Below are 24,439 nucleotides of genomic sequence, written 5' to 3'. Positions count from 1 at the left end.
CTGCCCACCGGATGTTTGCCGGGGCGATGCGGTGGGCTGTTCCGCGGTATCTGGCATGGTCGATCAGGTCCGTGCGAAGCGGCTCGGTGATCGCCCTCATGCGGATAAACTGCTGCATCGTGTCGGCCCCGCCGGACGCGAGAGGTGAAGCACTGCATGGATACCCCCCGCCGTGCCGGTCGTGCCAGGCGCCGTTCGTCGACAACGGCCCAGCTCGGGCAGTTGCTGACGGCTGCGGTCGAGTCCGCTGCCGATGCGCCGGCGATCAGCTACAACCCCACCGGAGCACCAGGTGACGAGTGGGTCTTCAGCTACCGGCAGCTGGATCAGGATTCGTCGCGGCTGGCGCGGGAACTGATCGACCGGGGGATCGGGGCCGGTGACGTCGTCGCGCTGGCGATCGGCCGGTCACCCGAATACATCCTGGCGGTGTGGGCGGTGGCCAAGACCGGTGCGGCCTTCCTGCCGGTCGATCCGGGCCATCCTGCGGCGCGGATCGCGCACGTTCTCGCCGACTCGGCGGCGGTGCTGGGGCTGACCACGGCGAAGCACCGGGCCGGTCTCGGCACCTCGGTGTACTGGGTCGAACTGGATGATCCGGTGGTGGCCGAGCGGATCGCCGAACGGCCCGGCCACGCGGTGAGCTATGCCGACCGGGTGCGCACCGTCGACGAACGACACCCGGCCTATGTCATCTACACCTCCGGGTCCACCGGCCGCCCCAAGGGAGTCGTGGTGACCCACGCCGGGCTGGCCGGTCTGGTGGCCGCCGAACAGGCGCATTACGACGTCGGGCCCGAATCCCGGGTGCTGCAGGTGTGTTCGCCCAGCTTCGACGTGTCGGTCCTGGAACTGCTGCTGGCCTTCGCAAGCGGGGCGACGCTGGTCGTCGCGCCACCGACAGTCTTCGGCGGGCCCGAGCTGGCCGAACTGCTGCGCCGGGAACGGATCACGCACCTGCTGATCACTCCGGGTGCGCTGGAATCGGTATCGCCCGAGGGTCTGCCGGATCTGCGGGTGGTCGTGGTGGCCGGCGACCGGTTCGGCCCCGAACTGCTCGCCCGCTGGGCGCGGGACCAGCGCGCCTTCTTCAACGGCTACGGCCCGACCGAGGCGACCATTCTGGCCACCGGAACGCCGCCGCTCACGCCGGGTGAACCGATCACCATCGGCACCCCGATCCCCGGCGTGGGTGCCTTCGTCCTCGACGCTCGGCTGCGTCCGGTGCCGGCCGGGGTGGTGGGCGAGTTGTATCTGGCCGGACCGGGGCTGGCGCAGGGGTATCTGGGCCGGCCGGGGCAGACCGCCGAGCGCTTCGTCGCCTCACCGTTCGGCCCGGGACGCCTGTACCGCACCGGTGACCTGGTGCGGCGCGGCAACGGGGCCGCGGAGGCGGCCGAGCTGGAGTATGTCGGCCGCGCCGATTTCCAGGTCAAGGTTCGCGGCTTCCGGGTCGAACTCGGCGAGATCGACAATGCCCTGACCGCGCATCCGGACCTCGACTATGCGGTCACCGTCGGCCGGTCGCTGCCGTCCGGGAACACCGCGCTGGTCGCCTATGTGCTGCCCCGCGTCGGTCGCACGGTCGAAACCGGCGAGCTCACCGACTTCCTCGGCGGCACGCTGCCGTCCTACATGATCCCCGCGTCGATCATGGTGCTCGACGAACTGCCGCTCACCTCGGTGGGCAAGCTGGACCGCGCCGCCCTGCCGCAGCCGGTGTTCGCGGCCCGCGGGTACCGGGCCCCGGCGACGCCGACCGAACACCGGGTCGCCGAGATCTTCGCCGAACTGCTGCGCCCGGCGACACCCGGCGGCCGGGTCGGTGCCGACGACGACTTCTTCGAGCTGGGCGGCGATTCGCTGCTCGCCGCGCAGGCGGCCGCCCGGATCGGTGCCGCACTCGGCACCCGGGTGCCGGTGCAGCGGCTGTTCGAGGACCGCACGGTGACGGGTCTGGCCGCCCGGCTGGACAGCGGTGCCGCCGACGCGGATGCGCTGCCGGAACTGACGGCCCGACCCCGCCCGGAACGTATCCCGCTGTCCTATGCCCAGCAGCGGATGTGGTTCCTGAACCGGTTCGATCCGGCCGCCGCGGTGGACAATATTCCGGTGGCGGTCCGGCTGCGCGGGCAGCTGGACCTGGATGCCCTGCGCGCCGCCGTCGACGATCTGGTCACCCGGCACGAGGTGCTGCGGACGGTGTATCCGGAGCTCGACGGCACCGGCTATCAGCTGGTGCTGCCCGCCGGTGACGCCCGTGCGGTACCGGAGTTCGCGATGCGGCCGGTGAGCGAGGCGCAGCTGCCCGGCGCGATCGCCGAGGCGGCCGCGGCACCGTTCGATGTCACGATCGCGCCACCGGTGCGGATCCGGGTGCTGTCCGTGCAGCCCGAGGAACACGTGCTGGTCTGCGTGGTCCAGCACATCGCCGCCGACGGATTCTCCTTCGGGCCGCTGACCCGCGACCTGATCGCGGCATACGCCGACCGCCGGGCGGGCCACGGCCCGGACCGGCCACCTTTGCCGGTGCAGTACGCCGACTACACGCTGTGGCAGCGGGAGCTGCTGGGCGACGAAGCCGATCCGGCCTCGCGCTATGCCGCCCAGGTGGCCTTCTGGCGCCGGGAGCTGGCCGGGCTGCCCGACGAACTGCCGCTGCTGCGCGACCGGCACCGGCCCGCCGTCGCGAGCCATCGCGGCGACCGCTACCGGTTCGAGGTGCCCGCCACGGTGCACACCGGCCTGTCCCGGCTCGGCCGCGACACCGGCACCACACTGTTCATGGTGGTGCACACGGCGCTGGCGGTGCTGCTCGCCCGGTTGTCCGGCAGCCGTGACATCGCCATCGGTACCCCGGTCGCCGGCCGTGGCCTGCGTGAACTCGACGACCTGATCGGCATGTTCGTCAACACCCTGGTGTTGCGCACCGACGTCGATCCGGCGGCCCGGTTCCGGGCACTCGTCGAGCAGGTGGGTGCCCGCGATATCGCCGCCTTCGGGCATGCCGAGCTGCCCTTCGAACGGCTGGTGGAACTGCTCGAACCGGCCCGTTCCACCGCCCGGCATCCACTGTTCCAGGTGATGCTGACCTTCCAGAACCTGGAGCAGCCGGAACTGGCGCTGCCCGGCCTGACCGTCGAACCGGCCGAGTTCGATTTCCAACCGGCGAAATTCGACCTGCAGTGGGAGCTCACCGAACGTAGCACCGCCGACGGCGAACCGGCCGGCCTGGTGGTGAACCTCGGATACGCCACCGAGCTGTTCGACGCCGCGACGGTGCGCGAGATCGCCGACCGCTGGCTGCGTATCCTGTCCGCCGTCGCCGCCGACCCGGATCGGGTGGTCGGTGACATCGATGTGCTGGCACCCGGAGAACGTGCGCTCATGCTGCGGGCGGGCCGCACCCCCGGCGCGCCGGTTCCCGACCTCACCCTGACCGAACTGATCCAGGCGCAGGCCGCGCGCGACCCCGCGGCGGTGGCCGTGCGCGCCGGCAGCCGGCAGCTCACCTTCGAGGTGCTGCTGGAGCGGGCCACCCGGCTGGCCCGCCGGCTCATCTCGCACGGCGCCGGACCGGAAACAGTGGTGGCGGTCGCGGTACCGCGCACCGAGGACCTGCCCGTCGCGCTGCTCGGCGTGCTGCTCAGTGGTGCCGCCTACCTGCCCATCGATTCCGGCTATCCCGAACAGCGCCTGGAATTCGTTCTCACCGATGCCGCCCCCAAGGTGCTGCTGACCACGGCGGCGGAACGCGACCGGGTGCCGGCCGCCGAGCTGCCGGTGGTGCTGCTGGATCCGGCGGATGCCCTCGCCCCGTCCGGCGGTGCGGTCACGCCGATCCGGGACGCCGACCGGACCGCACCACTGCGGCCCGACCATCTCGCGTACGTGATCTACACCTCGGGGTCCACCGGTGTCCCCAAGGGGGTGGCCGTCACCCATCGCAACCTGCTGGAGCTGTTCGCCAACACCCAGTCGCAGTTCGATTTCGACGAGTCCGACGTGTGGACCATGTTCCACTCGTTCGCCTTCGATTTCTCGGTCTGGGAACTGTGGTGTGCCCTGGCCGGCGGCAGCAGTGTCGTGGTGGTGGACCAGTTCACCGCTCGCTCCCCGGAACAGTTCCGGGAGCTGCTGGACCGGGAACAGGTGACGGTGCTGAGCCAGACACCGTCCGCCTTCGCTCAGCTCGCCGAGGCGGATCGGGCCGCCCAGGCGGCCGGCGCGGCACCGCTGGGCCTGCGCTATGTGGTGTTCGGCGGCGAGGCCCTGGACCCGCGGCGATTGCGCCGCTGGATCGATCGGTACGGCACCGGGCCGGATTCACCGCGTCTGGAGAACCTGTACGGCATCACCGAAACCACGGTGCACGTCTCCCGGCTGACCGTCGACGAACCCATGACCGAACTGTCGGCGAGCGTCATCGGCCGCGCGCTGCCGGGCCTGTCGGTGACGGTGCTGGACGAGCGGCTGCGTCCGGTGCCGTTCGGGGTCACCGGCGAGATGTATGTCGCGGGCGGCCAGGTGAGCCGCGGCTATCTGGGCCGACCCGGCCTGACCGCGACTCGCTTCGTCGCCGACCCGAACGGTGCGCCCGGCGCGCGGATGTATCGTTCCGGCGATCTCGGCCGCTGGATCGGGGTGGGTGGCGAACCCGCCCTGGAGTACGCCGGACGCGGTGACCAGCAGGTGCAGCTGCGCGGGTTCCGGATCGAACTCGGCGAGGTCGAGACCGCGCTGCTCGGGGTGCCCGGGGTCGGCCAGGCCGTCGCCGTGGTTCGCACCGACGAGCACACCGGCGACCGGCTGATCGGCTATGTCGTCGCGGCCGGTGACGCACCGGACCCGGACCCGGCCGGCATCCGGTCCCGGGTGGCGGACTTCCTCACCTCGTACATGGTCCCGGACGCCGTCGTGGTGGTTCCCGAGCTGCCGCTCACCCCGAACGGCAAGCTGGATCGCGCCGCCCTGCCGGAACCGGAATTCGCTGCCGTCGCCGAATACCGGGCCCCGCGCACCCCGATCGAACAGACCGTGGCGGAAACCTTCGCGACGGTGCTCGACATCGCCGAGGTCGGCGTCGACGACGACTTCTTCGATCGGGGCGGGAACTCACTGCTGGCCACCAAGGCCGTCGCCCGGATCGACACCGCGCTGGGCGCCGACCTGGTGGTGCGGGACCTGTTCGAGGCACCGACGGTGGCGGCGCTGGCCTCGCGGGTGCGCCCCGGGAGCGCGCCGGTCCGGCCGCCGCTGGTCGCCGCCGCGGACCGGGACCGGATTCCGCTGTCGCCCGCCCAGCAGCGGATGTGGCTGCTCAACCGGATGGACCCGGATTCGCCCGCGTACAACATCCCGCTGGTGCTGCGCCTGCACGGTGCCCTGGATGTCTCGGCGCTGCGCTACGCGGTCGCCGATGTGCTGGAACGGCACGAGGCGCTACGCACCCGGTTCCCGGCCGATGCGGACGGTACTCCGGGCCAGGAGATCGTCCCGGTCAGTGCGGTGCTGCCGGCCGGTCTGCCGGTGCAGGAATGCCCCGACCCCCGGGAGCGGGTGTTGCGGCTGCTGGCCGGCGGCTTCGATGTGGTCGACCGGGTACCACTGCGGATCGGGTTGTTCAGCTCGGAGCCCACCGGACCGGCCGACGACGAGGAACATCTGCTGGCCGTGGTGGTGCAGCACATTCTCGCCGACGGTGCCTCGCTCGCTCCGCTGGCCCGCGACCTGGTGACCGCATACCGGGCCCGGGTGGAGGGCCGGTCGCCGAACTGGTCCCCGCTGCCGGTGCAGTACGCCGACTATGCGCTGTGGCAGCGGGAACTGCTCGGCGACCCGGACGACCCGGAGTCGGTCGGGGCGCGGCAGCTGGACTACTGGCGCCGGCGGCTGGACGGTCTGACCGGTGTCGCAGAACTGCCGCACGACCATCCCCGGCCCGCGGTGGCTTCGCTGCGCGGCGCCGAGCATCGGTTCGAACTGCCCGCACCGGTGCATGCCGGGCTGGCCGATATCGCCCACCAGCAGAACGCCTCGCTGTTCATGGTGGTGCATGCGGTGCTGGCAGTGTTGCTCGCCCGCCTGTCCGGGAACACCGATATCGCCATCGGCACCCCGATCGCCGGGCGCGGTGAGGCGGTACTCGACGATCTGGTCGGCATGTTCGTGAACACGCTGACGCTGCGCACCGAAGTGGCCGCCGACACCACCTTCGCCGAACTGGTCGCCCGGGCCCGGCAGGAGGACCTCGCCGCGTTCGCCCATGCCGATCTGCCGTTCGAGCGGGTCGTGGAGGAGATCGCGCCCACCGGAACCGTCTCGCACAACCCGCTGTTCCAGGTGGTGCTGTCCTTCCAGCAGTTGGAGACGCCGGTGCTGCGGCTGCCCGGCCTGAGTGTCGAAGCGCTCGACCTGGCGGCCCGTCCGGCCAAGTTCGATCTGCAACTCGGTATCGAACCGCGGCAGTCCGAAACCGGTGACCCCGGAATCCTGGATGCGGTGTTCACCTACGCCACCGACCTGTTCGAGGAGGAGACGGTGGCGGCGTTCGCCCGGGCGTTCACCGAAATCGCCGGTGCCGTCGTCGCCGACCCGGCGGTCCGGGTGGGCACCATCGATCTGCGGTCGGCCGGCGAACGGGAACCGGAGCTCACCGCGGCGGCCTACGCGCCGACCCCGGTGGCCAACGGTGCCGCACTCCCGCAGGAACTCGCCGCCGTCGTCGAAGAGGACCCCGAGGCGCCGGCCCTGATCTTCGCCGACCGCGAGGTCTCCTACCAGGAGTTCGACGCCGAATCCTCCCGCCTGGCGCGGATGCTCATCGCCCGGGGCTGCGGCCCCGGGGTCGGTGTCGCAGTGCGGCTGGACCGGGGCGCCGACTCCGCCATCACGATCTGGGCGGTGCTCAAATCCGGCGCCGCCGTGGTTCCGCTGCCCACGGTGGACACCCAACCGCCGGATCGGGTGGAAGTGAAGGTCGGTCTCACCACCGGTGCCTCCGGCGAGCCGGGCACCGACACCGGAATCGACTGGCAGCCGCTCGATGACGAGGTGATCCGGGCGGAATGGGCGGCGCAGTCGCCGCGCCCGATCGGATACGCCCATCGCACCCGTGCGCTGCGTGGTGCGGACCCGGCCTTCGTCGGGGGCGGGCGCCTGCTCAGCTACGACGAACTGGCCGGCGTGGTGCAGCGGCTCACCGAACGCACCGGGGTGGATTTCGAGTCCCGGACCAGGGCGGCCGGCCGGCCCGATTCGGTGGCCGGCCTCCTCGAAGTCGTTGCCGCCGGGCTTTCGGGTGGGGCGATCATGCTCGCCCCCGCCGGCGAAGCGGACGGCGTGAGCCATGTGTTCACCGAGTCGGCGGTGGCGGTGGCGGATCCGGGTGCGGGCACCGGCGCGACGATCGTCGGCTTGGGTGAGATGATCGGCGGTGCCGGTGGCGGTACACCGGTGCGGCAAGGATCGACTGGATAGGTGGCGGTAAGTGTGGTGACCGGGCAGCGGATCGGCTCCCAGGATCGGACGGAGCGGCGGTGACCCGGGTATCGCGGGGCGCTACGGCCCGTGCCCGGCAGCGGATGCGGACGCTGCCGCAGCTGCTGTCGGTGGCAGTGGAGACCGATCCGGACGGTGTCGCGGTGGTCTTCGCCGATGCTGCCGGAACCGTGGCCCAGCTGACCTACGCCGAGCTCGACGAACGCGCGAACCGGTTGGCACGGCTGTTGATCGCCCGCGGGATCGGGCCCGAGAACGTGGTCGCGGTCGGCCTCCCCCGATCCGTCGAGTCGGTGCTCGCCGTCTGGGCGGTGGCCAAGACCGGCGCGGCGTTCCTGCCCGTGGACCCGAACTATCCGGCGGCCCGGATCGCCCACATGCTGACCGATTCCGGCGCGGTACTCGGGTTGACCGGCGCGGCCGTCGCCGACCGGCTGCCCGGTGACTTCCCGCGCCTCGCGCTCGACACCCCGGCGACGGCGGACCTGCTGGCGGAGTTCTCCGCCGAACCGGTGTCGTTCGCGGAACGGGTGCGGCCACTGCGCGGCGGGCATGCGGCGTACGTGATCTACACCTCCGGTTCCACCGGTACGCCGAAGGGGGTGCTGGTCACCCATGCCGGGCTGGCCGGGTTCTGTGCCGAACAGCGGGCCCGGTACCAGCTGGACGGCACCGCCCGCACGCTGCATTTCGCCTCACCCTCGTTCGACGCCGCAGTACTGGAGCTGCTGCTGGCCGTCGGCGGTCCGGCCACCATGGTGGTGGTCTCGCCCGAGGTGTACGGCGGTGCCGAGCTGGCCGATGTGCTGCGCCGGGAACGGGTGACCCATGCCTTCGTCACGCCCGCGGCGCTGGCCTCGATCGATCCGGCCGAGCTGGACGAGTTGCGGGTGGTGATCGCCGGAGGTGAGGCGTGCCCGCCGGATCTGGTGCGTCGCTGGGTGCAGCCACTGCCCGCCGGGATGCGCGAGTTCTACAACGGTTACGGTCCCACCGAGACCACCGTGATGACCAATATCAGTGCCCCGCTGCAGCCCGGGGGACCGGTCACCATCGGTGCTCCGTTGCGCGGGATCACCGAATACGTCCTCGACGATCGGCTGATGCCGGTGCCGGACGGGGTGGCCGGTGAGCTCTACATCGCCGGGACCCCCTTGGCCCGCGGCTATCACGCCCGGCCCGGTCTCACCGCCACCCGGTTCGTCGCCGATCCGGCGGATCCGACCGGCGGCCGGATGTATCGCACCGGCGATATCGTCCGCCGGCTGCCCGCCACCGAGGCGGCCGGTGGCGTTCTCGCCTATGTCGGCCGCAACGACTTCCAGGTGAAGGTTCGCGGTTTCCGCATCGAACCGGGGGAGATCGATGCCGTGCTGGCCGCGCACCCCACCGTCGACTTCGCGGTCACCGTCGGTCACGATCTCGGCGGCGCCGGATCGGCCGACCCGGCCGCGGACGGCAATACCGTGCTCGCCGCCTATGTGCATGCCGCCCCGGGCGCCCGCATCGATCGTGACGAACTGCTGGCACACGCCCGGTCCGGGCTGCCTGCGCATATGGTGCCCACCGCGCTGACCGTGCTCGACACCATCCCGCTGACCCCCGTCGGCAAACTCGATCGCGCCGCGCTGCCCGAACCGCAGCTGCAGGTGAACGCCTTCCGCGCGCCGTCCGGTGCGACGGAGGAACTGGTCGCCGAGGTCTTCGCCGGCCTGCTCGGCACCGCCGACCCGGTCGGCGCGGACGACGATTTCTTCGCACTCGGCGGCAACTCGCTGCTCGCCACCCAGGCCGCCGCCCGGCTCGGCGCCGAGCTGGCCACCCGGGTGCCGGCCGCACTGGTCTTCGAGTGCCCGACGGTGGCCCGGCTGGCCGAGCGGCTGGAACCGCTGAAGGGGTCCGGCGGCCACAGCGCCCCTGCCGCGCGGCCGCGTCCCGAGCGGATACCGCTGTCGCCCGCCCAGCAGCGGATGTGGTTTCTCAACCAGTTCGATCCCGGATCGTCCGCCGAGAACATCCCGCTGGCGATCCGGCTCACCGGCCGATTCTCCCCGCAGGCCCTGTACGCGGCGCTGGCGGATCTGGTTGCCCGGCACGAATCGCTGCGCACCTGGTACCCGGCAGTCGACGGGACCGGGCATCAGGTGGTGCTGGCCGCGGAGCAGGCGATTCCCGAGGTGTCGATCGACCGGCTCGACCCCGATCAGCTGCCGCTGTGGCTCGGCGAATTCTTCTCGATGGGCTTCGATGTCGCCACCGAAGTGCCACTGCGGGTGGCGCTGGCCGAGCTCGGCCCGGAAGAGCACGTGCTCGCCCTGGTGCTGCACCACATCACCGCCGACGGCGCCTCGCTGGGCCCGTTGATGCGGGACCTGCTGGGTGCCTATCTGGCCCGCCGCAACTGCTCCCGGCCCACCTGGGCGCCACTGCCGGTGCAGTACGCCGACTATGCCCTATGGCAGCGTGACCGGTTGGGCGACGAGGCCGACCCCGAATCGGTTGCCGCCGCCCAGCTGGCATTCTGGCGATCCACCCTGGCCGGTCTGCCGGACCGGCTGGACCTGCCCACCGACCGGCCGCGGCCCCCGGTCGCCACGCAGCGCGGCGCCGATCTGGACTTCGAGATCCCCGGCCCGCTGCGGCAGCGGATCGCCGAGTTGGCGCAGCGGTGCGGCGGCTCCGAATTCATGGTGGTGCACGCGGCGTTCGCACTGCTGCTGGCGCGGTATGCGCGCACCGACGACATCGTGATCGGCAGCCCCGTCGCCGGCCGTGGCGCCCGGGAACTCGACGATCTGATCGGCATGTTCGTCAACACCCTGGCCTTGCGCACCCGCATCGACCCGGCGGCGAGCTTCACCGAACTGCTCGCCGAGACCAAGCGCACCGATCTGGCCGCCTTCGCGAATGCCGATCTGCCGTTCGAACGCCTGGTGGAAGTCCTCGACCCGGTGCGCAGCCAGGCCCACCACCCGGTGTTCCAGGTTGCGCTGTTCTTCCAGAACCTCGGTCTGCCGGAGCTGCGGCTGCCGGGTCTCGCCGCGGAAGCGGTCGAGTTCGACGGCGCGCCTGCCCGTTTCGATTTGCAGCTGACCGTCGTACCGGGGCCGGATCCGGCCGCCGGTGCGCGCGCCGCCTTCCGCTATGCCACCGACCTGTTCGACGCCGCGTCCGTCGCCGATCTCGCCGATCGGCTGCTGCGGGTGCTGGACCAGGTCACCTCGGCCCCCGACCGGCCGGTAGCCGAGGTGGATCTACTCGGCGCCGACGAGCGGACCCGGATGGTGGTCGACTGGAACGACACCGCCCAGCCGCTGGCCGAGGAGACGGTGCTCGCCGCGTACCGCCGCGCGGTGCGGGCGCATCCCTCCGCCGTCGCGATCGGGTACGAGGACTCGCCGCCGGACCACCCGTCGCCCGACCACCACCCCCCAACGCCTCGCTTCGCGACCCTGACTTATCGGGAGTTCGATGAGCGGGTCAATGCCCTGGCCCGAGTCCTGATCGAGGCCGGAATCGGCCCGGAAGACCTGGTGGGCCTGGCGATCCGGCGTTCGCCGGACCTGGTGATCGCCATGTACGCGGTGCTCACCGCGGGCGCCGCCTATCTGCCGCTGGATCCGGATCATCCAGCCGAGCGCATCGGTTACATTCTCGACACCGCACGCCCGGCCGGTGTGCTCACCACCTCCGCCGACGCCATCGAGGTGGGGGAGGGGACCCGGGTGCTGCTGCTCGACCGGATCGATATCACGGATGTCCCGGTCACGCCGGTGCAGCCGGACGAGCTGCGCCGCCCGCTGCACCCCGCACATCCGGCCTACGCGATCTTCACCTCCGGTTCGACCGGCCGGCCGAAGGGCGTGCTGGTCTCGCACGCCGCCATCGGCAATCAGCTGACCTGGATGCTGGCGCGGTATCCGCTCGCCCTGGGCGACGTCTATCTGCAGAAGACCGCCACCACCTTCGATGTCTCGCTGTGGGGCTACTTCCTGCCGCTGCGGGTCGGTGCGCAGCTGCTGCTCGCCGCGCCCGACGGCCATCGGGACCCGGAATACCTGGCCGCGGTCATGGCTGCCGAACGGGTGACCGTCACCGACTTCGTCCCCTCGATGCTGGCCGAATTCGCGGCGCAGACACCGCCGGGGGGACTGCCGCTGCTGCGCGAGGTGTTCGTCATCGGTGAGGCGCTGCCACCGGAGACTGTCGATGCGATGGCCGCGCTCACCCCGGCCCGGCTGCACAACCTCTACGGGCCGACCGAGGCCGCGGTGTCGATCACGTACTGGCCCGCGCAGCCGGGCCGCCGCTCGGTGCCGATCGGCCTGCCCGAATGGAACAGCCGGGTGTACGTACTCGACGATCGGTTGCGGCCGGTCCCGCCCGGTGTCCCGGGTGAGCTCTATCTGGCCGGTGTCCAGCTCGCCCGCGGCTACGCCGCCCGGCCGGGGCTGACTGCGGACCGGTTCGTCGCCGATCCGCACACCGACGGCGAGCGGATGTATCGCACCGGCGATCTGGTCGTCTGGCGGACGGCGGTCGACGATCTGCCGCATCGGCTGGAGTACCTGGGCCGGATCGACTTCCAGGTGAAGCTGCGCGGGCAGCGGATCGAGCTGGGCGAGATCGAGACGGCGCTGCTGGCCGACGATTCGGTGGGGCAGGCGGTCGCCGTCGTCGCCGACACCGAGCAGGGCGCGACGCTGGCCGCCTACGTGGTACCGGTCCCGGGGCGGACGCCCGACCCCGCACAGCTGCGCCGCCGGCTCGGTACCGGCCTTCCGGACTACATGATCCCCGCCGGCATCAGCGTGCTGGCCGAGTTGCCGCGCAACGCCAGCGGCAAGCTGGACCGCAAGGCGCTGCCCGCACCGGAGTTCACCGCACAAGCCTTCCGGGCACCGGCCACCCCGCAGGAGCGTCTCGTCGCCGAGCTGTTCGGTGAGGTACTGGGCCGCACCGGCGTCGGCGCGGACGACGACTTCTTCGTGCTCGGCGGAAATTCATTGCTCGCCACCCGGCTGGTCGCCCGGCTCGGCGCCGCGGTCTCCGGCCGGCTCGCCGTGCGCACTCTGTTCGAGGCACCGACCGTTGCCGCCCTCGCCGAACGGCTGGACCTGGGCGCGGTGGCCGACCTCGGCACCGGGCTGGGCACCCTGCGCCGCCCGGTGCGGCTGCCGCTGTCGCCGGCGCAACGGCGCATGTGGTTCCTGAACCGATTCGACCAGGACAGCACCGACGCCGCCGCGGTCGCCGCCTACAACCTGCCGCTGGCGCTCCGGATCACCGGTGAACTGGACGTCGAGGCGCTCGCGGCGGCGCTGCGTGACCTCATCGGCCGGCACGAGGTGCTGCGGACCGTCTACCCCGATACCGGGGACACCGGGCCGGAACAGCGAATCCAGCCGGTCGACCGGGTCGAGCCGGACCTCACCGTGCATCCGGTGTCCGAGGCCGAGATCGCCGAGCAGGTGTCGGAGCTCGCCGCGACCGCGTTCGATGTCACCACCGAAGTGCCGATCCGGGTCCGGCTGCTGCGGGTCGACCCGAACACCGACAGCACCGAACACGTCCTGGCTGTGGTGGTGCACCACATCGCCGCGGATGCCTCGTCGATGGGACCGCTGGTCCGTGATCTCACCCGCGCCTACCTGGCCCGGATCGACGGGCAGCTGCCGGACTGGCCGCGGCTGCGCGTGCAATACGCCGATTACGCACTGTGGCAACTGGACCGGCTCGGTGACGAGACGGATCCGGACTCCCTGGCCGCCGAACAGCTCGGTTACTGGCAGCGGGAACTGGCGGGGCTGCCCGACCAGCTGGAGCTGCCGACCGACCGGCCCCGCCCGGCGGTCGCCACCGCGGCCGGCGCCCGGGTGCCGGTCTCGATCGACGCCGCCACCCACGCCGCCCTGGCGGAGCTCGCCCGCGCCCACGACGCCACGCTGTTCATGGTGCTGCACACCGCATTCGCGGTGCTGCTGGCCCGCACCGCCGGCGCCGACGATATCGCCGTCGGCACCCCGGTCGCCGGACGCGGCGAACGCGAACTGGACGACCTGATCGGCATGTTCGTCAACACGGTGGTCTTCCGTACCCGGTACCGGGGCGACCGTCGATTCGACGAACTGCTCACCGAGCAGCGCGAGACCGATCTCGCCGCCCTGGCACATGCCGACATCCCGTTCGAACGGCTGGTCGAGGTGCTGGACCCGCCGCGGTCGACCGCCCGGCATCCGCTGTTCCAGGTCGGCCTGTCCTTCCAGAACTTGGACCGCGCCGAACTGGAACTGCCCGGACTGCGGGTCACCGCGGTCCCGGCCGATCCGGCGGTCTCGCAGTTCGATCTGCATCTGATCATCGCCGACGACCGCACCGAAGCGGGTGAACCGGCCGGGATCAGCGGATTCCTCACCTACGCCACCGACCTGTTCGACACCGCCACCGCGGCCGGTTTCGCGGACCGCTTCGGCCGGGTGCTGGCCGCTGTCGCCGCCGACCCCGCGGTCCGCGCCGGCGATATCGAGCTGCGCACCCCGGCCGAACGGGCAGCCGAGATCGTCAGCGGCGCCGACGAACCCGGAGCTGCCGCCGGCACGCTCGCCGACCTGCTCGACTGCGGCGCCGCCGAATCGCCTGCGGTGGTGGCGGATCTGCCGGACGGTACGCGGCACACGCTGACCCGTCTCGAACTCGGCGCGCGGGTCAACCGGCTGGCCCGGCGGCTGATCGAGCTCGGCGTCGGGCCGGAATCCCCGGTGGCATTGCTGCTGCCCCGGTCCGCCGATCTGGTCGTGGCCATGTATGCGGTCACCGCCGCCGGTGGCGCCTACGTGCCGCTCGATCCGGAGCAACCGGCCGAGCGCCTCGCGCATCTGTTCTCGGTCTCGGCACCGGCATGTGTGATCACCGGGCCGGACCCGGTGCCGGTCGAATCGGCGGCGGCCACGGTGCGGGTCGACGATCCGGCTCTGGAACAACTGAGTCCCGCACCGGTCACGGACGCGGACCGGCGGTCCCCGCTGCGGCCCCAGCACACCGCCTATATCGTCTTCACCTCCGGATCCACCGGCCGGCCGAAGGGTGTGGCCGTCCCACACGCGGCGATCGTCAACCAGCTGCGCTGGCTGCAGGCGGAGTTCGAGCTCGACGCCACCGACGCGGTGCTGCTGAAGACACCCGCAACCTTCGACCTCTCGGTATGGGAGTTCTGGGCGGCCCGGATCTGTGGCGGTCGGCTGGTGATCGCCGCACCGGAGGGACATCGGGACCCGGGGTATCTGACCGAACTGATCGCCGACACCGGGATCAGCACGCTCGCCGCGGTGCCCTCGCTGCTCGACGAGCTCCTGACCCGCGGACTCGCCTCACCGACCACCCTGCGCCGGGTGCTCGCCATCGGCGAACCGCTGCCCGCAGCGCTGGCCCAGCGCTTCCGCCGGGCGCTGCCGGAGGTGCGGCTGGACAACCTTTACGGCCCCACCGAAGCCGCGGTCTCGATCACCGGCCACCGGGTGACCGGTGCCGACACCCGGGTGGTGCCGATCGGGGTGCCGGAGTGGAACAGCCGCACCTATGTGCTCGACGACCGGCTGCGGCCGGTGCCGCCGGGGGTGCGCGGTGAACTGTACCTGGCCGGGATCCAGCTGGCCCGTGGCTATCACGGCCGCCCGGCGACTACCGCGGAGCGCTTCGTGGCCGACCCGTTCGCCGCGGGGGAGCGGATGTACCGCACCGGCGACCTGGTCTGTCGCACCGCGAGCGGCGAGCTGAACTATCTGGGCCGCAGCGACTTCCAGCTGAAGATCCGGGGCTTCCGGATCGAACCGGGCGAGATCGAAGCGGCCCTGCTGGCCCGGCCCGAGGTGGCGCAGGCCGTGGTGGTGGCCCGGCACGACGAGTACCTCGGCGACCGCCTGGTCGGCTATCTGGTGCCGGAACCCGATGCCGCCGAGCCGGATGTCGCCGGGGTGCAGGCTGCGCTCCGGGAACAGCTGCCCGCCTACCTGGTGCCGGAAAGCCTCGTGCTGCTGGACGGGTTGCCGCGGACCGCACACGGCAAGCTCGACCGGGCCGCGCTCCCGGACCCGGACTTCGAACCGGTCCGATTCCGCGCGCCCGGAACCCCGGCCGAACAACTCGTCGCCCGGACCTTCGCCGAAATCCTCGGCGCGGCACAGGTTGGCGCCGACGACGACTTCTTCGCCCTGGGCGGCAATTCGCTGCTGGCCACGCGGGCAGCTGCCCGGATCGGCGCCGACCTGGATCGTGCGGTCGGTGTCCGGCTGCTGTTCGAGGCCCCGACGGTCGCCGAACTGGCCGCCCGGGTGAGCAGTTCGGCGGCCGCCGGACCGGCGCTGGTCATCGGGGAACGCCCCGACCCGCTGCCGCTCTCGCCCGCCCAGCAGCGGATGTGGGTGATCGACCAGCTCGACACCGAGGCCGCGGCGTATCACGTCCCGGCCGCGGTGCGGCTCGCCGGGGCGCTGGATCGCGCGGCACTCGAGGCCGCGGTCACCGATCTGATCGACCGGCACGAAATTCTGCGCACCCGTTATCCGGACTCGGGCAGCGGACCGGTCCAGCAGATCCTCGATCCCGGCGACTGCCCGGTCGATCTCACCCCCGAATCGGTCGCCGCCGCCCGCCTGCTCGACCGGATCGCAGAGATCGCCGGAACCGGATTCGACGTCGCCGCCGAGGTGCCGGTCCGGGTGCGGCTGCTCCGGGTACTGCCGGACGCTGCCGACGATCCGGCCGATGCCCGAGCGCACGTCCTGGTGTTCGTCACCCATCACATCGCCGCGGACGGCTGGTCGATGGGGCCGCTGACCCGGGATCTGATGCTGGCCTACACCGCCCGCAGCGGCGGCGCCGCACCCGCTTGGGCGCCGCTTCCGGTGCAGTACGCCGACTATGCGGTGTGGCAGCGCGAAATGCTCGGCGCCGAGGACGATCCGGAATCCCCGGCCGCCACCCAGCTCGGCTACTGGCGTACCGAACTGGCCGGACTGCCCGACGAGCTGGCCCTGCCCGCCGATCGTCCCCGGCCACCGGTTCAGTCCTTCGCGGGCGGCACGGTCGGCTGCACGGTGCCCGCCGAGGTACACGCCGGCCTGACGGAACTGGCCCGGGATCGGCACGCGACCGTGTTCATGGTCGTGCACGCCGCCCTCGCCACCCTGCTCGCCCGGATCGGTGATGCCGACGACATCGCCATCGGTACCCCGGTGGCCGGACGTGGTCACCGGGAGCTCGACGACCTGATCGGCATGTTCGTCAACACCCTGGTGCTGCGCACCCGGATCCGTCCGGAGCAGCCGTTCACCGAACTGCTCGGCGAGGTCCGGGAGACCGATCTACGCGCCTTCGCCAATGCCGACATCCCGTTCGAACGCGTGGTGGAGGAACTGTCCCCGAACCGGTCCACCGCCCGGCACCCGCTGTTCCAGGTCGCGCTGTCGTTCGAGAACCTCGAGCCCGCCGATATCGCACTGCCCGGGCTCACCGCGACCGCGGTGGACGCGCGTACCGGTCACATCGAGTTCGACCTGCTGCTGACGATCCGGGAGCTGCCCGGGACGGCCGGGCTGGTCGCCGAATTCGGTTATGCCCGCGACCTGTTCGACGAGGCCACGGTGACCGGGCTGGCGGACCGGTTCACCCGGCTGCTCACCGCCGTCGCCGCCGGTCCGGAGCGGCCGGTCGGTGACCTGGACCTGCTGGCGCCGGCCGAAGCCGCCGCGCTCACCAGCTGGACCGGCGCCGCCGCCGAACCGCCGGGCACCCTGCCCGAGCTGATGGACCGGGCCGCCGCCGCGGCCCCTTCCGGCATCGCACTGCGGGCCGGCGGCCGCAGCTTCAGCTATGCCGAACTCGACGCGGCATCCAATCAGCTCGCCCGGGCGCTGCTGGCCCGCGGCGCGGGGCCGGAAATCCCGGTGGCAGTGGCACTGCGGCGTTCGGTGGAATCGGTGCTATCCGGTTGGGCGGTCGCCAAGACCGGCGCCGTCCTCGTCCCGGTGGACCCGGGCTACCCGGCCGAGCGGATCGGTCATCTGGTCGACGATGCCGGTGCGGTCCTCGGCCTGACCCTCGACGCCGAATCGGGCCGATTGCCGGAACTGCCCGGCGGCCGGGCCTGGGTGGTGCTGGACGACCGGGACTTCGCCGCCGAGGTCGGCCGCCGGGACACGGCGGCGCTGACCCCGGCCGAGCTGCCCGGGCCGATCCGCCCCGACGGCGCGGCCTACATGATCTACACCTCCGGCTCCACCGGACTGCCCAAGGGCGTGGTCGTCGCACACGCCGGACTGGTCAACTTCTGCGCCGAACAGGTCGACCGGTACCGGCTGGACCGGCACACCCGGGCGCTGGCCAACGCGTCACCGTCGTTCGATGCGTCGATGCTGGAACTGCTGCTCGCCCTGGGCGGCGGCGGCACCCTGGTCCTCACCCCACCGGAGGTGTCCGGTGGCGCCGAACTGGCCCGGCTGATCGATGAAGAGGGCGTGACCCACGCCTTCCTCACGCCGACGGTGCTCACCACGCTCGAACCCACCTCGGTGGCCGGGCTGCAGGTGGTGGTCGCCGGTGGCGAGGCGGTGCCCGGTGAGCTGGCCGCCCGCTGGACGGCCGATGCCCGGCGCCGGTTCCACAACGGCTACGGCCCCACCGAGACCACCATCATGGCGGCGATCAGCGATCCGCTGACCCCGGACGGGCGAGTACACCTCGGCGGCCCGACCCGCGGTATGCGCGCCCTGGTGCTGGACCGGCGGCTGCACCCGGTGCCGGACGGGGTGATCGGCGAGCTGTACCTCGGTGGGGTCCAGCTGGCCCGCGGATACCATGCGCGGGCCGGGCTCACCGCGGCCCGGTTCGTCGCCGACCCCTACGGCCCGCCCGGTGCGCGGCTCTACCGCACCGGTGACCTGGTGCGCCGCCGGACCGGCGAAGCCGGTGCCGTACTCGAATACTCCGGCCGCAACGACTTCCAGATCAAGATCCGTGGTTTCCGGATCGAACTCGGTGAGATCGACGCGGTCCTCGGTGCGACCCCGGGGGTGGCCTTCGCGACCACCATCGGCCGGACCACCGGCACCGGCGCCACCATGCTGGTCTCCTACGTGCTCCCCGACGACGGTGCCCGGCCGGACCCGGCCGAACTGACCGAGCTCGCCGCCCGGGTACTGCCCGAGCATATGGTTCCGGCCGCGATCGTCGTGCTCGACGAGTTGCCGTCGACGCCGGTCGGCAAACTGGACCGGGCGGCCCTGCCGGATCCGGTCACCCAGCGCCGCACCGAGTACCGGCCACCGCGCACCGCCCTCGAACGGGCCCTGGCTCGCACCATCGAAGAGCTGCTCGGGATCGAACACGTTGGTCTCGACGACGACTTCTTCACGCTCGGCGGCGACAGCATTTCCGCGATCCAGGTGGCGGCCCGGGCCCGCACCGCCGGCGTGCAGATGCGGCCCCGCGATCTGTTCGAAGCGCGCACCGTGGCCGCGCTGGCCCGGCTGGCGCAGCCGTTGCCCGGGCTCGCCGAGGCCTTCGGCGGCCTCGCCGAAGCCGGACTGGAACTGCCGCTCACGGCCGGTGCGGCCCGGCTGCTGGCGGCCGGGAACGGCGCAGGCGCGGCCACCGAGCCGCGCGCGGTTCTGCTCGACATGCCCGCCGACTGCGCGGACTCCGCGGTGGCGGCGGCCGTCTCGGCGATCATGGCCGAACATCCGATGCTGTGGGCCCGGATCGACACCGAAGCCGCGACACTGTCGATTCCGCCGGAACCGGAACGGGATCCGATCCCGTACCGCCGGCTCGATCCCGCGGGCGCGGAGGCCGGCCTGTCCACCGACGAGGTGGTGCAGGCGGCCGCGGCCGCACTGGACCCCGGCGCCGGCCGCAACATCCACTTCGTCCGGACCGACGGTGCGGACGGCTCCGACACGCTCGTCGTGGTCGCCGCCGCACATGTGGTCGACGATCAGTCCTGGCGCACCGTGATCGACCAGCTGTGCACCGCATGGAGCCGTGGCCGGCACGCCGCGCCGGCGATCCCCGATGCCGGTCTGGGCGCCCTGGTGCGCACCCTGGCGGACTATCCGGGCACCCCGCGGGCCGCCGCCGAACGGGACTACTGGCAGCACGTCATCCACACCCCGGCGCGGGAGACCGTCGCCGATCTGCAGCATCGCAACCGGGTTTCGCTGACCATCACCGCCGAGGGCACGGAGGCGGTGGTCGCGGTCGCGGAGGCCTACCACGCGGAGATCGAGGACGTGCTGCTCACCGCACTGGCCCTGGCGGTACACAGCCCGGCGGCGGAACCGGTCGCCCGGGCCGCGGGTCCGCTGGTACGGCTCACCGCTGATCAGCGCACGCTGGGGCCGCGGGCGGCCGCCGATCTGGTCGGTGGTTTCAGTGCCGAGTTCCCGCTGCCGCTGCGGCTGGACGGGATCGATCTCGACGATGCTCTGGTCGGCGGTCCGGCCGCGGGCGCCGCACTGGTGCAACTGAAGGAAGCGCGCCGCGCGGTGCCCGCCGGTGGGGCCGGCTACGGCCTGCTGCTAGACCTGTCGCCCCCGCTGCGCGGCGTCCGGGAACTGGACCGGGGCAGCCTGGCCCTGCGGTTCCGGGACGTCCGGCCGGCCCGGCCGCACACCGGCGCGCCCACCGGCGATCTGGTGCTCGCGCTGATCGTGGAGGCCACCACCGACGGGCTGCTCGCCCGCTTCGATTTCGCTCCCGCCGCGGTGTCGCCCGCGCAGGTGAAGGCCTTCGCGGAGCAGTGGATCCGGGCGCTCGGCGGACTCGCCGAACACGGCCTGACCCCCGGAGTCGGCGGGCACACCCCGTCGGACTTCCCGCTGGTCTCGCTCGACCGCACCGATCTGCACCGGCTGCTCGCTGCGTACCCGGACCTCACCGAGCTGTGGCCGGTCACCCCACTGCAGTCCGGCATGCTGTTCCATGCGCTGCTCGCGGAGAACTCCGTCGACCCGTACATCACCCAGTTCGTTCTCGATCTGGACGGCAGCGTCGACGACGAACGGCTGCACCGCGCCGCGCAGGCCGTGCTGGATCGCTACGACAATCTGCGGGTCGCCTTCGCTACCGACCGGTCCGGCCGGCCGGTGCAGGTGGTGCACGGTGAGCTGGAAGTCCCGTGGCGGGTGGTGGATCTCGCCGGCCGCGATGCGGCCGCGGCGTGGGCCGAATACCGCCAGGTCCGGGCCGCCGATCTGGCCCGGCACTTCGATATGCACACGGCCCCGCTGCTGCGGTTCACGCTGGTCCGCGGCACCCCACAGGGGGCACACCTGCTGGTCACCAGCCACCACATCCTGATCGACGGCTGGTCCATGCCGCTGCTGCTGCAGGACCTGCTGGACGCCTACCTGCACGGCGGCCGGCCGCCGCGGCAGCCGAAACCGACGCCCTACCGGGACTATCTGGCCTGGCTCGCCGAGCAGGACCCGGACGCCGCCCGGCAGGCCTGGCGGGTCGCCCTCACCGGTCTGGCCGAGCCCACCCCGCTGGCACCGATCGACCCCGGTCGTGAGATCGCCGCGGGCGCCGGCGCAGCCGAATTCGAGCTGCCGGCAGCGGATACCGCGGCGCTCATCGAACTGGCCACCGACCTCGGCGTCACCGTGAACACGGTGCTGCAGGCGGCATGGGGGCTGCTGATCGGCCGGCTCGTCGACCGCAGCGATGTGGTGTTCGGCGCCACGGTATCCGGGCGGCCCGCCGCCGTGCCCGGTGTCGAGCGGATGGTCGGGCTGTTCCTCAACGCGATCCCGGTCCGGGTGGCGCTGCCCGCCGAGCAGACCCTCGGTGGGCTGGCCCGCCGGCTGCAGGACGAACAGGCGGAGCTGCTCGACTACCACTACCTGGGGCTGGGGGAGATCCAGGAGATCGCGGGCGCCGATGCGCTGTTCGATTCGCTGCTGGTCTTCGAATCGTTCCCGGTGGATCGAGCCGGCCTGGCCCGGGCGACCGGGGCAGGGCCGGCGGTGACCGGTATCGACGCCAGCAACGGCACCCACTATCCACTGACCGTGGTGGTGGTGCCCGGTGAGCGCCTGCGGGTGACCGTCAAATACCTGCGGGAGGTGTTCACCGCGGATGCGGCGCAGGCGATCGCACAACGATTCGCGATGCTGGTTTCCCGCTTCGTCACGGCCCCGGACACGCCCATCGCGCAGGTCGATGCCCTGTTGCCCGGGGAACGCTCCGGCCTCACCGCCGCGGCCGCGGCGGCCGCGGTGCCCGAACTGCTCGGGGACCAGACCCTGCTGGACCTGTTCGACGCCCAGGTCCAGCGCACGCCGAACGCCACCGCGGTGGTGTCCGCGGCCGGTTCGGTGACCTACCGCGAGCTGTCCGATCGGATCGACCGGCTCGCCGGGGCACTCGCCGCCCGCGGCGCCCGACCGGAGACGTCGGTGGTGGTCGCGATGCACCGGGAGATCGATCTCGTCGTCGCGATCTACGCCGTATTGCGGACCGGTGCGGTCTATGTGCCGATCGATCCGGAGCATCCGGCCGAGCGCAACGAGCGGGTGCTGGCCGCCGCGGCGCCGGTCGCGGTGGTCACCGGCAGCGCGACCGGATTCCGTACCGGCAGTGCGGTTCCGGTGCTCACCGTGGCAGAGCTCGGGTCGCCGGACGGGCCACCGCCGGCGCCGGTCCGGGTCCATCCGGACAACCTGGCGTACATCATCCACACGTCCGGTTCCACCGGCCGGCCCAAGGGCGTGCTGCTGACCCATCGGCAGCTGGTGCACCAGTTCCGGTGGGCGCAGGACCGTTATCCGCACGGCCCGGGCGATGTGGTGCTGCACAAGACGCCGATCACCTTCGACATCTCCACCTGGGAACTGCTCTGGCCGCTGCAGACCGGCGCCACCGTGGTGCTCGCCGAGCCCGGCGGGCACCGCGACCCCGGGTATCTGGCCCGGACACTGGCGCACCGGTCGGTCACCACCGTGCATTTCGTACCGTCGATGCTGGACGCGTTCCTGGACGCACTGGAGCACGGGGCCGAGCTGCCGGTGCTGCGCCGGGTGTTCGCCGCCGGGGAGGCGCTGTCGGCCGAGACGGCGCGCCGGTTCGCCGCGGTGCTGCCCCAGGCCGCGCTGATCAACTGGTACGGCCCCGCGGAGGCGACCGTGGTCACCGATGCGGGCGCCGATGCCATGGCACCCGGCGCGGTCACGGTGCCGATCGGCACCCCGGTCGCCAACACCGGGGTGCATGTGCTGGACCACCAGTTGCTTCCGGTGCCGCCGGGGGTACCCGGTGAGCTGTACCTGTCCGGCGTGCAGCTGGCCCGCGGCTACCTCGCGGCTCCGGCCCTCACCGCGGAGCGGTTCGTGGCCCATCCCGGCGGTGCCCGGCTGTACCGCACCGGCGATATCGTCCGCCGGTCCGCAAGTGGTGTGCTCGAATACCTGGGCCGCAGCGATTTCCAGGTGAAGCTGCGCGGGCAGCGGGTGGAGCTGGGCGAGATCGAAGCGGTGCTGCGCGCGCATCCGGCGGTCGCGCAGGCTGCGGTGGCCCTGGTCCCAGGCCCGGCCGGTGACCGCCTGATCGGCTATCTGGTGCCTGCCGCCGAACACGGCGACGCCGCCGGTGAACTGGACGCGGCGGTCGCCGCGCATGCCAAGACGGTGTTGCCGGCCTATATGGTGCCCGCCGCGCTGATGGTGCTGCCGGCGCTGCCGCTGAACGCCAGCGGCAAACTCGACCGGGCCGCGCTGCCGGCGCCGCCGACATCCGGGCGGCCCTACCGTCCGCCGGCCACACCGCTGCAGCGCGCGGTCGCCGATGTGTTCGCCGAGGTGCTCGGCGCCGGCAAGGTCGGCCTGGACGACGACTTCTTCGAACTGGGCGGCAATTCGCTGGTCGCCACCCGGGCGATCAGCCGGCTGCGTACCCGGGTGGGCGCCGAGGTGCGGGTGCAATGGTTCTTCACCGACGCCACCGTCGACGCCCTGGCCGCGCGCATCGATGCCGCCGAGCCGGCAGAGGGCGACCGGGCCGACTACGACCAGGAATCCGACGATGCGCTCGGCGTGCTGCTGCCGATCCGCAACCGGGTGCCGCACGGGGTCCGGGCCCAGGCGCCGCTGTTCTGCATCCACCCGATGTACGGACTGTCCTGGTGCTACGCCGGCCTGGCGCAGTACCTGCCCGCTCAGCGGCCGATCTTCGGCCTGCAGTCGCCGGCGCTGAGCGAGGCCGGGTATCTGCCGGGATCGCTGACGGAGATGGCCCGCCGCTACGTCGAGGAGATCCGTGCCGTTCAGCCGGACGGGCCGTACCGGCTGCTCGGCTGGTCGCTCGGTGGGGTGCTCGCCCATGCGGTCGCCACCGAACTGCAGTCCGCCGGGCACGAGGTCGCGTTGCTGGTCATGCTGGATGCGCATCCCGATATCGATGTGCCGGACTTCCACAGTGCCGTCCGCGCGGCCCTGGACGAACTGGGCGTGGCCCCGGACGCGGTCCTGCCGGCCGGCGGTGTCCGCGACCTGAACGACGAGGCGCTCAGCGCCCTGCACGCCACCATTCCGGCGAATATGGCGGTCCTCACCCCGGAACGGGTGCGGCGGATCTATCGAAGTGCGGTGCGGTCGGCCGAATTGATCGCCGAACATCGGCCCGCCCGGTTCCACGGTTCGCTGGAGTATTTCAGCGCGCTGGGCCATGAGCAGGCGGCGCGGAACTGGGCGTCCTACGTCGACGGGGAGATCCGCGATCACCGGGTGCCGAACGGACACGACGCGATGACCACGCCGGAGGCGCTGGCCGAGATCGGCCCGCGGCTGGCCGAACTGCTGTCGGAGAGCGAGCCGGGGACGGGACCGGTATGAGTGGTCGTTCCGTGATCTCACCGCGGCCGCGTGATCTGGTCGAGACCGGGAGGGCC

General features: G+C 72.1%; 2 protein-coding genes. Both read left to right on the top strand.

Annotated elements, in window-relative coordinates; all coding sequences use genetic code 11:
* Positions 1 to 156 precede the first annotated feature (156 nt).
* Positions 157 to 7,479: an amino acid adenylation domain-containing protein gene (locus tag AC1HFH_RS23840; protein WP_480245018.1), complete on the top strand. Its 7,323-nt coding sequence runs from the start codon at positions 157 to 159 to the stop codon at positions 7,477 to 7,479.
* Between the two features lie 59 nt (positions 7,480 to 7,538).
* Complete coding sequence (locus tag AC1HFH_RS23835) at positions 7,539 to 24,383, top strand: amino acid adenylation domain-containing protein (protein WP_480245017.1); 16,845 nt, start codon at positions 7,539 to 7,541, stop codon at positions 24,381 to 24,383.
* The last annotated feature ends 56 nt before the right edge of the window (positions 24,384 to 24,439 follow it).

Source organism: Nocardia sp. KT25-26 (genome assembly GCF_056627695.1).
This window is presented reverse-complemented; position numbering and strand designations above follow the sequence as displayed.